The organism is Actinomyces culturomici, assembly GCF_900499005.1.
In the GTDB taxonomy this organism is placed as follows: Bacteria; Actinomycetota; Actinomycetes; order Actinomycetales; family Actinomycetaceae; genus Pauljensenia; species Pauljensenia culturomici.
On sequence record NZ_LS991316.1, the window covers coordinates 1,005,177 to 1,017,944 of the forward strand.

At 70.4% G+C, this 12,768-nt stretch carries 14 protein-coding genes; 1 reads left to right on the forward strand and 13 read right to left on the reverse strand.

Going from position 1 to position 12,768, the window contains the following annotated elements; translation table 11 throughout:
• Positions 1 to 104 precede the first annotated feature (104 nt).
• The 12 genes from DY157_RS04320 to DY157_RS04375 all read right to left on the reverse strand — a co-directional run bounded on the left by DY157_RS04320 (position 105) and on the right by DY157_RS04375 (position 11,812).
• The gene (locus DY157_RS04320) at positions 105 to 2,417 is read right to left on the reverse strand and encodes a RelA/SpoT family protein (protein ID WP_174232128.1); all 2,313 of its coding nucleotides are present in this window, start codon (positions 2,415 to 2,417) and stop codon (positions 105 to 107) included.
• Positions 2,418 to 2,463: 46 nt separating this feature from the next.
• Positions 2,464 to 3,009: an adenine phosphoribosyltransferase gene (locus tag DY157_RS04325; RefSeq protein ID WP_115727387.1), complete on the reverse strand. Its 546-nt coding sequence runs from the start codon at positions 3,007 to 3,009 to the stop codon at positions 2,464 to 2,466.
• On the reverse strand, positions 3,009 to 4,088 hold the full coding sequence (gene secF, locus DY157_RS04330; protein WP_115727388.1) for a protein translocase subunit SecF: 1,080 nt from the start codon (positions 4,086 to 4,088) through the stop codon (positions 3,009 to 3,011). Before secF ends, DY157_RS04325 begins: the two co-directional genes overlap by 1 nt.
• On the reverse strand, positions 4,085 to 6,067 hold the full coding sequence (secD, locus tag DY157_RS04335) for a protein translocase subunit SecD (RefSeq protein ID WP_115727389.1): 1,983 nt from the start codon (positions 6,065 to 6,067) through the stop codon (positions 4,085 to 4,087). Before secD ends, secF begins: the two co-directional genes overlap by 4 nt.
• A 30-nt stretch (positions 6,068 to 6,097) precedes the next feature.
• Positions 6,098 to 6,487 (reverse strand): preprotein translocase subunit YajC, encoded by a 390-nt coding sequence (locus DY157_RS04340; RefSeq protein ID WP_235827066.1) that lies wholly within the window; start codon positions 6,485 to 6,487, stop codon positions 6,098 to 6,100.
• A gap of 87 nt (positions 6,488 to 6,574) precedes the next feature.
• Positions 6,575 to 7,618, reverse strand: coding sequence for a Holliday junction branch migration DNA helicase RuvB (gene ruvB, locus DY157_RS04345; protein ID WP_115727390.1), 1,044 nt, complete (start codon positions 7,616 to 7,618; stop codon positions 6,575 to 6,577).
• Complete coding sequence (gene ruvA, locus DY157_RS04350; RefSeq protein WP_115727391.1) at positions 7,611 to 8,204, reverse strand: Holliday junction branch migration protein RuvA; 594 nt, start codon at positions 8,202 to 8,204, stop codon at positions 7,611 to 7,613. Before ruvA ends, ruvB begins: the two co-directional genes overlap by 8 nt.
• A gap of 45 nt (positions 8,205 to 8,249) precedes the next feature.
• Positions 8,250 to 8,879 carry a crossover junction endodeoxyribonuclease RuvC gene (gene ruvC, locus DY157_RS04355; protein WP_115727392.1) on the reverse strand — a complete coding sequence of 210 codons (630 nt, stop codon included), beginning with the start codon at positions 8,877 to 8,879 and terminating at the stop codon, positions 8,250 to 8,252.
• Between the two features lie 3 nt (positions 8,880 to 8,882).
• The gene (gene pdxT, locus DY157_RS04360) at positions 8,883 to 9,473 is read right to left on the reverse strand and encodes a pyridoxal 5'-phosphate synthase glutaminase subunit PdxT (RefSeq protein WP_115727393.1); all 591 of its coding nucleotides are present in this window, start codon (positions 9,471 to 9,473) and stop codon (positions 8,883 to 8,885) included.
• Positions 9,467 to 10,363: a pyridoxal 5'-phosphate synthase lyase subunit PdxS gene (pdxS, locus tag DY157_RS04365; RefSeq protein ID WP_174232129.1), complete on the reverse strand. Its 897-nt coding sequence runs from the start codon at positions 10,361 to 10,363 to the stop codon at positions 9,467 to 9,469. The genes pdxT and pdxS overlap by 7 nt, the downstream gene beginning before the upstream one ends.
• Positions 10,364 to 10,365: 2 nt before the next feature.
• Positions 10,366 to 11,127, reverse strand: coding sequence for a YebC/PmpR family DNA-binding transcriptional regulator (locus DY157_RS04370; protein ID WP_115727395.1), 762 nt, complete (start codon positions 11,125 to 11,127; stop codon positions 10,366 to 10,368).
• Positions 11,128 to 11,323: 196 nt separating this feature from the next.
• Complete coding sequence (locus DY157_RS04375; protein ID WP_115727396.1) at positions 11,324 to 11,812, reverse strand: SixA phosphatase family protein; 489 nt, start codon at positions 11,810 to 11,812, stop codon at positions 11,324 to 11,326.
• Between the two features lie 40 nt (positions 11,813 to 11,852).
• Between DY157_RS04375 and DY157_RS04380 the strand changes: the two genes are divergently transcribed.
• On the forward strand, positions 11,853 to 12,095 hold the full coding sequence (locus DY157_RS04380) for a hypothetical protein (protein ID WP_115727397.1): 243 nt from the start codon (positions 11,853 to 11,855) through the stop codon (positions 12,093 to 12,095).
• Positions 12,096 to 12,102: 7 nt separating this feature from the next.
• On the opposite strand, the gene DY157_RS04385 is transcribed toward DY157_RS04380, so the two are convergent.
• The gene (locus DY157_RS04385; protein WP_115727398.1) at positions 12,103 to 12,768 is read right to left on the reverse strand and encodes a histidine phosphatase family protein; all 666 of its coding nucleotides are present in this window, start codon (positions 12,766 to 12,768) and stop codon (positions 12,103 to 12,105) included.

Here is a 12,768-nt window from a genome sequence, read left to right on the forward strand (position 1 = left end):
GCGCGCCGATGTGGCGCACCTCTCCCAGTCTACGGCCCCGCGCGGACTTCGCCGAACGAGGACCGCCCCTCGAGTTCGCGATGTCACATTCCCCGGAGGATCGCCTACTTCGCGGCCCTCTGACCGGAGAGCCGGACGGCCTCGAAGACCCCGTCGACCCGGCGCAGCGCCTGGAGCACGGCGTTGAGATGCCCCATGTCCGCCATCTCGAAGGAGAAGCGCGCCGTCGACACCTGGTCGTTCGACGTGTTCGAGGAGGCGGAGAGGATGTTCACCCGGTAGTCGCTCATCACCCGCGTGAGATCCGAGAGGAGCCCGGACCGGTCGAGCGCCCGCACCTGGATCTGGACGCGGAACACGTGACCCGACACGCCCTCGGCCCACGCGACGTCGACGAAGCGCTCGGGCTGGAGCTCCTTGAGGCGCACCGCGTTGTGGCAGGACGCGAGGTGGACGGAGACGCCCTGGCCGCGCGTGATGAAGCCGACGACCTCGTCCCCGGGCACCGGCGTGCAGCACTTCGCGAGCTTCACCCAGATGTCCTTCGCGTCCATGCCCGCGACCGTGATCCCCGAATCGGACGACGCCTGGGGGCGGACCACTCGACCGCCGCCCGGGGTCACCGCCTCGGAGAGCGTCTCCTCCGTGCCGTCGCCGCCGCCGAGGTTCTCGACGAGCTTGGAGACGACGTTCTGCGCGGAGACCTGGTTCTCCCCCACCGCCGCGTAGAGGCTGGACACGTCGAGGTAGCCGAGAGAGGTCGCGACCGAGAGGATCGACTCGTGGCTCATGAGGCGCTGAAGCGGGAGGTTCTGCTTGCGCATCGCCTTCGCGAGCGCCTCCTTGCCGTCCTCGATCGCTTCCTCGCGGCGCTCCTTCGAGAACCACGCCTTGATCTTCGAGCGAGCGCGCGGAGAGGCGACGAAGGCGAGCCAGTCCCTCGACGGCCCCGCCTTATCGGACTTCGAGGTGACGACCTCGACGGTCTCGCCGGACTCCAGTCGCGTGTCGAGCGAGACGAGGCGACCGTTGACCTTCGCGCCGACCGTGCGGTGACCGACCTCCGTGTGGACGGCGTAGGCGAAGTCGACGGGGGTCGCGTTCGCCGGGAGGACGACGACCTCGCCCTTCGGCGTGAAGACGTAGACCTCGTCGCCGGCGATCTCGTAGCGCAGCGAGTCGAGGAACTCCTCGGGGTCGCCCGTCTCGCGCTCCATCTCGACGAGGGCGCGCAGCCAGTTCGCCTGCTCGTCGCCGCTCATCATGTCGGCGTCCGGGCCGGTCGCGTTGGGGTTCTGCTTGTACTTCCAGTGCGCGGCGACGCCGTGCTCGGCGCGCTCGTGCATGTCGTAGGTCCGGATCTGGATCTCGACCGGCTTGCCGCCGGGTCCCACCACCGTCGTGTGGAGCGACTGGTAGAGGTTGAACTTCGGCATCGCGATGTAGTCCTTGAAGCGGCCGGGAATCGGATTCCACCGGCCGTGCAGAGAGCCGAGGACCGCGTAGCAGTCCTTCACCGACTCGACGAGGACGCGCACCGCGACGAGGTCGAAGATCTCGTCGAACGCCTTCCCGCGGACGATCATCTTCTGATAGATCGAGTAGTGGTTCTTCGGCCGCCCGCTCACCGTGCCCTTCGTGCCGGAGCGGCGCAGGTCCTCCTCGATCTGACCGATGACATCGCGGAGGTACACGTCGCGCTGCGGAGCCCGCTCGGCGACGAGGCGATCGATCTCGTCGTAGATCTCCGGGTAGAGGGTCTTGAAGGAGAGCTCCTCGAGCTCCCACTTCACCATGTTCATGCCGAGGCGGTGCGCGAGCGGCGCGTAGATCTCGAGGGTCTCGCGCGCCTTCGACTTCGCCGACTCCGAGGGGACGAAGCGCCACGTCCGCGCGTTGTGGAGGCGGTCGGCGAGCTTGATGAGGAGGACGCGAATATCGCGGCTCATCGCGACGAGCATCTTGCGCAGCGTCTCCGACTGCGCGGCGGCCCCGTAGCGCACCTTGTCGAGCTTCGTCACGCCGTCGACGAGGGCGGCGATCGCCTCCCCGTAGTCGGCGCGGAGCTGATCGACGGTGTAGTCGGTGTCCTCGACGGTGTCGTGGAGGAGCGCGGCGACGAGGGTCGGCGTCGTCATGCCCATCTCCGCGAGGATCGTCGCGACCGCCACCGGGTGGGTGATGTAGGGCTCGCCCGACTTGCGCACCTGACCGCGGTGATGGAGCTCGGCCGTCCGGTAGGCGCGCTCGATGACGGAGACGTCGGCCTTCGGATGGTTCGCGCGCAGCGCGCGCACGAGCGGTTCGATCTCGGGGATCGTCGGGCGCGAACGCGCTCCGAACCACACGAGGCCGGATCTCACGAGAGATCCGGCCGCGGGCGGTTTCGAACCCTTGGGGGCGGTCTGGTCGGTCATGCTCCCATGATAGTCGCGTGTGACCTGGCAGACACATCCGGTCCGTTCAGACGAGGAGCGCCGATTCGGTCGCGACCCCCTTCGCCTCGAGGACGGCGCGGCCGGTGAATGCCTCGAGCTCGAGGAGGACGGCGACCGTCTCGACCTCGGCGCCGCAGCGCCGCAGGAGCTCGACCGACGCGGCGGCGGTGCCGCCCGTCGCGAGGACGTCGTCGACGACGACGACCCGCGACCCGGGGCGCACGGACTCAGGGCGGATCTCCATGCGCGCCGTCCCGTACTCGAGGGCGTAGTCGACGCCGATGACGTGCCCGGGGAGCTTGCCCGCCTTGCGGATGGTGAGCATTCCGATGCCGAGCTCGGTCGCGAGGGGCGCGCCGAGGATGAAGCCGCGCGACTCGAGGCCGGCGACGGCGTCGATCCGACCGGCGTACCGCTTCGCGAGGATCTCGACGAGCTCCTTGAAGACCGGGCCGTTCGCGATGAGGGGCGTGATATCGCGGAAGAGGACGCCGGGCTCCGGGAAGTCCGGGACGAGTCCGAGGTTCTGCTCCACGAGTTCGCCCACGTGGGTACCGAGTTCGCCGCTCATCAGCGCGTCTTCTTCCTCTTCGGCTGCTGGGTATTGGAGAGCCTGCGCCCGGGGACCACCGGGGCGACCTTCACCGGCGCCCCGGCGGGGGCGTCGGAGCCGGCGCGCGCGGCGCGGTCCTTGGCGACGAGCTCGTTGTGCTCGCGCGTCCGCTTCATCCTCTCCTGCAGCATGACGAGGAGCGGGGAGGCGATGAAGATCGACGAGTACGTGCCGGCGATCATGCCGACGAAGAGCGCGAGCGAAATGTCGGTGAGCGTGCCCGTGCCCAGGAGGAGCGACCCGATGATGAGGATCGATCCGACCGGGAGGAGCGCGACGACCGAGGTGTTGATCGAACGCACCATCGTCTGGTTGACCGCGAGGTTGACGTACTCGGCGAAGGTGTAGCGCTTCTGATCGTAGACGTCCCGGGTGAGCTCGCGGACCTTGTCGAAGACGACAACCGTGTCGTAGAGCGAGTAGCCGAGGATCGTGAGGAAGCCGATAACGGTCGCCGGGGAGACCTCCACCTGCGTGATGACGAAGACGCCGAGGGTGACGGCGATGTCGTGGAGCAGGGCGAGGAGGGCGGCGGCCGCCATCGTCCACGACCGGAAGTAGACGGTCATGAGGACGGCGACGAGGACCATGAAGATGACGAGTGACTGCGCGGCCTTCGTCGTGACGCTCGCGCCCCAGGACGGGCCGATCGTCGACGACTGGACGTCGGTCGCGCCGACCCCATAGGCCGTGGCGAGCGCGTCGCGGATGGTCGCGGCCTGCGCGGAGTCGACGGACTCGGTCTGGATGCGGACGGAGTCCGTTCCGAGCTTCGTCACCTTCGCGGTCTGCACGATCCCCGTGCCGGTGACGATGTCGGAGGCCTTCTGCTCGGACTGATCGGACACCTTGGCGACGTCGAACTGGGCGCCGCCGGTGAACTCGATCGAGCGGTTGACTCCGATGAGGAGCGCGAGGAGGAGTCCGACGACGATGACTCCGGCGGCGAGTCCCACGAAGATCTTGCGCTTGGGGACGACCGGGTACGACTTGTCCCCGGAGTACAGGGCGTTGCCCCACTGGGCGAAGGACATCATCGGGCGTCCCCTTCCTGCTCGGCGGCGACCTCGTCGACGGCGGTCTCGCCCGCCTCGACTCGTTCGGCGTCCTCGGAGGCCCTCTCGGCCTCGGCCTTGGCGGCGAGGCGCGCGGCGCGCCGGCGCTGCGCGATCGACATCGACTCGCCCTCGAGCTCATCGATGCGCTCCGGGACCGGGGTCGCGGCGTCGCCGGGCCTCCCCTGCTTCGGGAGCACGACGCGGCCGCGGCCGGCGTAGACGAGCGCGTTCTTCGCGCCGAGGTGCTCCGGATCGAGGCCGGAGAGGCGGTGGCCCTCGCCGAAGAAGCGCGTGCGGATGAGGAGCTCCATCATCGGGTGCGTGAAGAGGAAGATCACGACGAGGTCGATGACGGTGGTGACGCCGAGCGTGAAGGCGAAGCCCTGGACGCCGCCGACGGCGAGGAGGTAGAGGACGACCGCCGCGACGATGTTGACGGCGTCGGAGACGAGGATCGTGCGCTTCGCGCGGTCCCAGCCCTCGTCGACGGCGGCCTTGAGCGGACGGCCGTCGCGGACCTCGTCCCTCACCCGCTCGAAATAGACGATGAAGGAGTCCGCAGTGACGCCGACCGCCATGATGAGGCCGGCGACGCCCGCGAGGGAGAGCCTGTAGCCGATCGCCCACGAGAGGATCGCGATCGTCAGGTAGGTGAGCCCCGCCGCGACGAACAGCGAGCCCGCGGAGATGATCGCGAGGCCGCGGTACTGCCAGATGAGGTAGAGGATGACGAGGAGGAAGCCGATGGCGCCCGCCCACAGGCCCTTCTGGAGGTGGTCGGAGCCGAGGGTCGCGGAGATCCGCTGCTCGGACTGGACCTCGAAGTTCAGCGGGAGGGAGCCGAAGTTCAGCTGGTTGGCGAGCGCCGTCGCGGACTTCGCCGTGAAGCTGCCGGTGATCTGCGCCTGGCCGTTGGAGATCACGGCGTTCATCGAGGGCGCGGTGATGACGGTTCCGTCGAGGACGACGGCGAAGTGGTTGCGGTCCGGGGTGTCGAAGAACTTCGAGCCCTGGGAGTCCGCGTCGTGGAAGGAGTAGAGGATCTTCGAGGAGTCCGCGAAGGCCTTCGTGCCCGTGGAGTCGAACTGGAGGTCGACGCCCCATTGGCCGGTCGCCTGACCGGTCGAGTTCGTCACCTGCCCGGCGTTCGCCGAATCGAGGTTCGCGCCGGCGACCGTGACGGGTCCGAGGATGTACTTGAGGGTGCCCTTGTCGTCGCACGCGGCGTAGGGCTTGTCGGCGGCGCCCTCCTGGCGCGAGGCCGCGTCGGGCGCCGTGCAGTCGAGCGTGTAGAAGTCGTAGAGCGCCTGCTCGGTCATCCACGCGAGGTCGGACGCGTTCTCGGGGGTCGAGGCCGGCTGGTCGGAGATCGTGCCGTCGCCGTTCGTGTCAGCGAGCTGCTTCGCCGTCGCGTCGTCGACGGCGGTCGACACGGTCTGCGTCGACTGGGCCGCGTCGGCGGACTGCGAGGAGTCCGCGCTCGACTGCGCGGTCTCGGAGGACTGGGCGGCATCGCCGGAGGTCGAGGCCTGGGCGGACGAGCTCACCGCCTTCGTCGTCGACGCGAGTCCGATCTTCAGCACCGGGCGGAAGTTCATCTGCGAGGAGGAGCGGATGAGGTCGAGCTGCTCCTGAGAGGGCGCGCCCGGGATCGAGACGACGATGTTGTCCGAGCCCATCGACGTGATCTCCGACTCGGCGACGCCCGAGGCGTCGATGCGGTTGCGGATGATCGAGATCGCCTGGGTGATGTCCTCCTCGGTGATCTGACGATCGCCGGATTCGGTGGAGGTCGGCGTGAGGATGAGCTGCGTCCCGCCCTGGAGGTCGAGCGCGAGGGCGGGGACGTAGGACGCCCCCCTGGTGAGGTTGCCGATGACGAGCGCCGTCACGGCCGCGAGGACCGCGACGATGAGCGTGACGAGCGAGCGCACGGGTCGGCGCTTACGAGTTGACACGGTGGTACTCCAGATCCCGGGGGCCGGGCTTCAGTTCTTCTCTTCGGGGGCGCCCGATTCGGGCTGGTCGAGTCCGAGGACGGGCTCCTCGGCGGCGGTCTCGGGGACCTCCTCGGCCTCGTCGGCCGCGAAGGGGGGCTGGACGCCGGCCTCGCGGATCATCTGACGATCCCAGTACATCTCGGTGCCGTCGGCGGTCTCGAGGACGACGACGTCCCCGTCCTCGTCGACGAAGCGGCCCCAGAAGCCGACGGCGGTGCGGACCCAGGCGCCCGGAACGAGGTTCGCGGCGAGTTCCTTCTCGCGCTCCGCCTGCTTCTCGACCTGCTTCTGACGCGAGCGGTTGGAGAACCACATCATCGCGATGAGCGCGGCTCCGAGGAGGATGTACATCGAGTACTGGCTGAGGAAGGCTTGCACGAATGGCCTCTTTCGTCGTTCGGGGCGCGGGCGCGCCCGGGTCAGTCTAATGCCCGCGCCGCGCGAGGGCGAAGACGGCGCCGCGCGTCACCCGAAGAGCGCGGTCTCGCCGGGCGGCGTGAGACCGAGATGGGCCCACGCCTTCGCCGTCGCGGCCCTCCCCCGGTTCGTCCGCACGAGGAAGCCCTCGCGGACGAGGTAGGGCTCCGCGACGGTCTCGACGGTCTCCGCTTCCTCGCCGACGGTGACGGCGAGGGTCGTGAGGCCGACGGGCCCGCCGGCGAAGCGCCTGCACACCGCTTCGAGCACGGCGCGGTCGAGGCGGTCGAGGCCGGAGCGGTCGACCTCGAAGAGCTCGAGCGCCCCGCGCGCGGCGTCGAGGTCGAGGCGCCCGCTGCCCCTCACCTGCGCGTAATCGACGACTCGTCGGAGGAGTCGGTTGGCGATGCGGGGCGTGCCGCGCGAGCGCGAGGCGATCTCGTGGGCGGCGGTCGCGTCGAGCGGCGCGCCGAGGAGATCGGCCGATCGGGTGACGACGGACTCGAGCTCGCGCGTCTCGTAGAACTCGAGGTGGGCGGTGAAGCCGAAGCGATCGCGCAGCGGCGCGGGGAGGAGTCCGGAGCGGGTCGTCGCGCCGACGACCGTGAACGGCGGGAGGGTGAGCGGGATCGAGGTGGCGCCCGGGCCCTTTCCGACGACGACGTCGACGCGGAAGTCCTCCATCGCGAGGTAGAGCATCTCCTCCGCGGTGCGCGCGAGGCGGTGGATCTCGTCGATGAAGAGGATGTCGCCCTCCTGGAGGCCGGAGAGGATCGCGGCGAGGTCGCCGGCGTGCTGGATCGCGGGGCCGGAGGTGAGGCGCAAGGAGGTCCCCATCTCGGCGGCGATGATCATCGCGAGCGTCGTCTTCCCCAGTCCCGGGGGCCCCGCGAGGAGGACGTGATCGGGAGGGACTCCCCTGCCGCGCGCGGCGTCGAGGACGAGCTGGAGCTGATTGCGGACGACCTGCTGGCCGACGAATTCGGAGAGCCGCTTCGGGCGCAGCGCCGCTTCGGCGGCGCGCTCGAGCTCTCCGGCGTCGGGCGCGACGATGCGCGCCGGTTCGGGCGTGTAGTCGATCCCCTCAGCCACGGGCGCCGCCGAGCTTCACGAGGGCGGCGCGCAGGAGATCGGAGGCGCCGAGCCCCTGGCCGCCGAGGGCCGCGACGGCGCCGTCCGCCTGGGCCTGCGACCAGCCGAGGGAGACGAGGGCGGTGGCGACCTCGGTCTCGACGGCGCCCGCGGGGGCCGCCGGCGCGATCGGGTCGAGGGAGGCGGGCTGTCCGAGCTTGTCGCCGATCTCGAGGGCCATCCGCTGCGCGGACTTCTTGCCGACGCCGGGGATCCGCTGGAGCGCGGCGAGATCCTGGTCGCGGACGGCGCGTCGCAGGTCGTCGGGGCCGAGGACGGCGAGAGCCGCGAGGGCGATGCGCGGACCGATGCCGGAGACCGTCTGGAGGACGGTGAAGACATCGCGCTCGTCGGCGGTCGCGAAGCCGATGAGCGAGAGGGAGTCCTCGCGCACGACGAGGGAGGTGTGGATCGTCGTCTCCTCGCCGACGGCGAGCGAACCCGCGAGGGCGGGGGCGACGCGGACGCGGAATCCGACTCCGGAGACGACGAGGACGACGGAGTCGAGGCCCGTCGAGGCGACTCGTCCGGTGAGCAGATCGATCACGTGGGACTCCCTTGAGATCTCGTGGAGGCGAACACCTGTACGATCCTAGCCCCGGCGGAGGCGCGGGTCGACGGCTCCGGTCCGGCGTTGCGCGGCCTGCGCCTCGGCCCATGCCCGCTGCGCCGGGGTCATCGAGCCCTTCGAGGTGAGACGGCCCGAGAGCGAGACGGTGACCTGGGAGTCGTCGCCGGCGCCGAGCAGGCCGGTGCCGCGCCACGCGTGGCAGATCGCGATCGCGAGGGCGTCGGCGGCGTCGGCGGGCTTGGGGACCTCGGGCAGCCCGAGGATCCGGGCGACCATCGACTGCACCTGCGCCTTGCCGGCGCGGCCGTTGCCCGTGACGGCCGTCTTCACCTCCGACGGAGTGTGGACGGCCATCGGAAGGCCGGCCCGCCCGACGCAGGTCATCGCCGCGCCCATCACCTGCATCGTCGTCGTCACCGACTGGAGGTTGTCCTGGGCGAACACGCGCTCGATCGCGACGACCTCGGGGGAGAAGAGACGGATCGACTCGTCGATCGCGTCGGCGATCGTCCGCAGGCGAAAGTGGGTCGCAAGGTCCTTGTCGGAGCGGGCGACGGACACGTGGACGAGGCGCGCGCGGCGCGAGGCGTCGACGTCGACGACGCCGAGCCCGCACCGCGTGATGCCCGGATCGATGCCCATCACCCTCATGATTCAGGCGCGCTCGACCATCCAGACGAAGAGGCGGTGGAGGCGGGAGTCCCCGCCGACCTCGGGGTGGAAGCTCGTCGCGAGGACGCTCCCCGAGCGCACGGCGACGATCGGTCCGTCGGGCGCGTTGCCCGCGCGGGCGAGCACCTCGACGTCCGCCCCGACCGACTCGACCCAGGGGGCGCGGATGAACACCGCGTGGAACGGCTCGTCGAGTCCCGCGACCTCGAGGTCCTCCTCGTAGGAGTCGACCTGACGGCCGAAGGCGTTGCGCCGCACGACCATGTCGAGAGCGGAGAAGCTCCGCTGGTCGTCGCGGCCGTCGAGAACGGTCGAGGCGAGCATGATCATTCCCGCGCACGTCCCCCACACGGGCAGGCCCGCCGCGATCCGCTCGCACAGGGGCTCGAAGAGCCCGAAGGCGAGGAGGAGGTGGGACATCGTCGTCGACTCCCCGCCGGGGATGACGAGACCGTCGACCGAGTCGAGCTCGGCGAGGCGGCGCACGGGAAGCGCGCGGGCGCCGGATTCCTCCAGCGCCCGCACGTGCTCCGCGACGTCGCCCTGCAGGGCGAGAACGCCGATCGTCACCATCCGCGCTCCGCGAGGCGGTGGTCCACCGGGAGATCGTCGACGTTGATGCCGACCATGGCCTCGCCGAGTCCGCGCGAGACCTCGGCGATGACCTTCGGGTCGTCGTAGAAGGTCGTCGCCTTGACGATGGCGGCGGCGCGCTTGGCGGGGTCGCCGGACTTGAAGATGCCGGAGCCGACGAAGACGCCCTCGGCGCCGAGCTGCATCATCATCGCCGCATCGGCCGGGGTGGCGATGCCGCCCGCGGTGAAGAGGACGACGGGGAGGCGGCCCTCGCGAGCGACCTCGGCGACGAGTTCGTAGGGAGCGCCGAGTTCCTTCGCTGCCACGTAGAGCTCGTCCTCGGGGAGGCTCGTGAGGTGGCGGATCTCATCGCGGATCTTGCGCATGTGCGTCGTCGCGTTCGAGACGTCGCCGGTCCCGGCCTCTCCCTTCGAGCGGATCATGGCCGCGCCCTCGTTGATGCGACGGAGCGCCTCGCCGAGGTTCGTCGCGCCGCAGACGAAGGGGACCGTGAAGCCCCACTTGTCGATGTGGTGCGAGTAGTCGGCCGGGGTGAGGACCTCGGACTCGTCGATGTAGTCGACGCCGAGGGACTGGAGGACCTGCGCCTCGACGAAGTGGCCGATGCGGGCCTTCGCCATGACGGGGATCGACACGGCGTCGATGATGCCCTCGATGAGGTCGGGGTCGGACATGCGGGCGACGCCGCCCTGCGCGCGGATGTCCGCGGGGACGCGCTCGAGCGCCATGACGGCGACGGCGCCCGCGTCCTCGGCGATCTTCGCCTGGTCGGGGGTGACGACGTCCATGATGACGCCGCCCTTGAGCATCTGGGCCATGCCCCGCTTGACCTGCGGAGTCCCGACCTCCCGGGTCGACTCGGCCATCGTCACTCCTCCTCTTCGAGCTGGGCGCGGACCTCGTCCGACACCGTCATGTTGTTGTAGATGTTCTGGACGTCGTCGGAGTCCTCGAGGGCGTCGATGAGCTTCTGGACCTTGAGGGCGCCCTCGAGGTCGAGCTCGACCTCCGTGGAGGCGACGAACTGGACCTCGGCGGAGTCGTAGTCGATGCCCGCGGCCTGGAGGGCCTTGCGGACCTCGATGAGGTCGGAGGGGTCGGACTCGATGACGAAGAGGCCGCCCGCGTCCTCGACCTCCTCGGCGCCGGCCTCGAGGACGGCCTCGGTGATCGAGTCCTCGTCGACGCCATCGGCCTCGGGGACCTCGATGATCCCGCGGCGCGAGAAGAGGTAGGAGACCGAACCGGGGTCGGCGAGCGAGCCGCCGTGGCGGGTGAAGCCGAGGCGCACGTCGGAGGCGGCGCGGTTGCGGTTGTCGGTGAGGCACTCGACGAGGAAGGCGACGCCGTTCGGGCCGTAGCCCTCGTACATGATCGTCTCGTAGTTCGCGCCGCCGGCCTCGGCGCCGGAGCCGCGCTTGACGGCGCGGGTGATGTTATCGGCGGGGACGGAGTTCTTCTTCGCCTTCTGGATCGCGTCGAAGAGGGTCGGGTTGCCAGCGGGATCGCCGCCGCCCGTGCGGGCCGCGACCTCGATGTTCTTGATGAGGCGCGCGAAGAGCTTGCCGCGCTTGGCGTCGATCGCGGCCTTCTTGTGCTTGGTGGTCGCCCACTTGGAGTGTCCCGACATCAGTGCTCCCTCTTGGGGTGGATTGAATACCCGGCCATTCTAGCGGGAGGGGCCGCGCCGCCGGGAACGGGAATCTGGCGCGTGGGACACAGTGACGGCGCGGCCCCTCCCGCTAGAATGGCCGGGTATTCAATCCACCCCAAGAGGGAGCACTGATGTCGGGACACTCCAAGTGGGCGACCACCAAGCACNCGGATCAGGGGCGGCGGGGCGCGGTGATCCGCTCGACGGGGAGGCGCGCCCCCTCGAGCCCGATCGTCCCCGCGGGGATCTCGACGACGAGGGCGGTGGCGGTGGGCACGCCGCGGCGCAGGTCCTCGCGCGCGTCGTCGTCCCCGAGGAGCCATCCGGCTTCGGAGATCGTCGGCTCGTGGCCGACGAGGACGACTGTCCCCTCGAGCGCGGAGGCGATGGCGAGGAGCTCGCCTGCCCCGCTCGTGTAGAGGGAGCGCTCGGGCGCGGTCCGCGCGATCTCGAGGTTCTCGGCGATGCCGTCGGCGCTCTGCGCGGCGCGCGTCGCGGGCGAGACGAGGGCGAGATCGGCGGCCCCGATCCTGGCGGCGAGCAGCGCGCCGAGCTCGCGGGCGCGCACCCGTCCGACTCCCGTGAGCGGTCGGTCCTCGTCGCGCATCGCGGAGTGCGAGGCGTCGGCGTGGCGGACGAGGACGAGGATGCGCGGTGCCATGGGCGCACACTACAGTGCCGCGAGGAGGAAGGGGGCCGACATGGCGCTGTCGAGGGGGCCCGAGGACGGGATCTGCGCCGCGCGCGGGTGCGAGGAGCCGGCGACTCTGCGGATCACGTGGTCGAATCCGAAGATCCCGTGGGCGGACGAGAAGACGTGGCTCGCCTGCGAGGCGCACCGCGGCTTCCTCTCCGATTACATGCGCTACCGCGGCTTCCCCTTCGCGATCGCCCCGCTCGACGGCGGCACGAGGATCGACGAGGGCGGGGCGGGCGCAGATTAGAAGTGCGCTACTCCCACTCGTCCACCGGGCGGGAGTTCCACGTTCTCGCGCGCAGGGCGCCGAGGAGGGCGGCGGGGTCGGCGGGGATCCGATCGGGCCACTCGAGGTCGACGGTGCCTGTGTTCCCCATGAAGTGCGCCATGACGAGGGCGCCGTCGAGGTTCTTCGCGAGCGCCGTCGCGAGGAGCCGGATGACCGCGCCGTGGGCGATGATCGCGCCGACGCCGGACGGATCGAGCGCGCGGGTGCGCGCGCCGACCTCGGCGACGACGGGCAGGGCCCTGGCGAGGACCTCGGCCCCGGTCTCTCCCCCGCCCATGCGCGCACCGTAGTGCGCGTGCGCCCAGGCTCCCGTCCCCTCGACGTAGATCGAGTCGGAGACGAGGTCGGCGTTCATCTCGACGTCCCCGGAGCGCAGCTCCCTCACTCCCGGTCGGATGAGCGGGGAGATCCGGTACTTCGCGCACAGGGGCGCCGCGGTCTGGCGGGTCCGCAGGAGCGGGGAGACGGCGACGACGAGCGGGGGCGCCCCGATCTCGGACTCCCAGCGCCCGGCGAGCCCCTCGGCCTGTTCGAGGCCCTCCGCGGTGAGCGGCAGGCCCGGTCTGCTCGTGTCGAGCGCCCGCGCTCTGTTCGCGTACGTCTGCCCGTGCCTCACGAGGACGAGTCTCAC

Coding starts and splice junctions, on each gene's coding strand:
- DY157_RS04320 (WP_174232128.1), bottom strand. CDS start 2,417: ATGACCGACCAGACCGCCCCCAAGGGTTCGAAACCGCCCGCGGCCGGA.
- DY157_RS04325 (WP_115727387.1), bottom strand. CDS start 3,009: ATGAGCGGCGAACTCGGTACCCACGTGGGCGAACTCGTGGAGCAGAAC.
- secF (WP_115727388.1), bottom strand. CDS start 4,088: ATGATGTCCTTCGCCCAGTGGGGCAACGCCCTGTACTCCGGGGACAAG.
- ruvC (WP_115727392.1), bottom strand. CDS start 8,879: ATGAGGGTGATGGGCATCGATCCGGGCATCACGCGGTGCGGGCTCGGC.
- pdxT (WP_115727393.1), bottom strand. CDS start 9,473: ATGGTGACGATCGGCGTTCTCGCCCTGCAGGGCGACGTCGCGGAGCAC.
- pdxS (WP_174232129.1), bottom strand. CDS start 10,363: ATGGCCGAGTCGACCCGGGAGGTCGGGACTCCGCAGGTCAAGCGGGGC.
- DY157_RS04370 (WP_115727395.1), bottom strand. CDS start 11,127: ATGTCGGGACACTCCAAGTGGGCGACCACCAAGCACAAGAAGGCCGCG.
- DY157_RS04375 (WP_115727396.1), bottom strand. CDS start 11,812: ATGGCACCGCGCATCCTCGTCCTCGTCCGCCACGCCGACGCCTCGCAC.
- DY157_RS04380 (WP_115727397.1), top strand. CDS start 11,853: ATGGCGCTGTCGAGGGGGCCCGAGGACGGGATCTGCGCCGCGCGCGGG.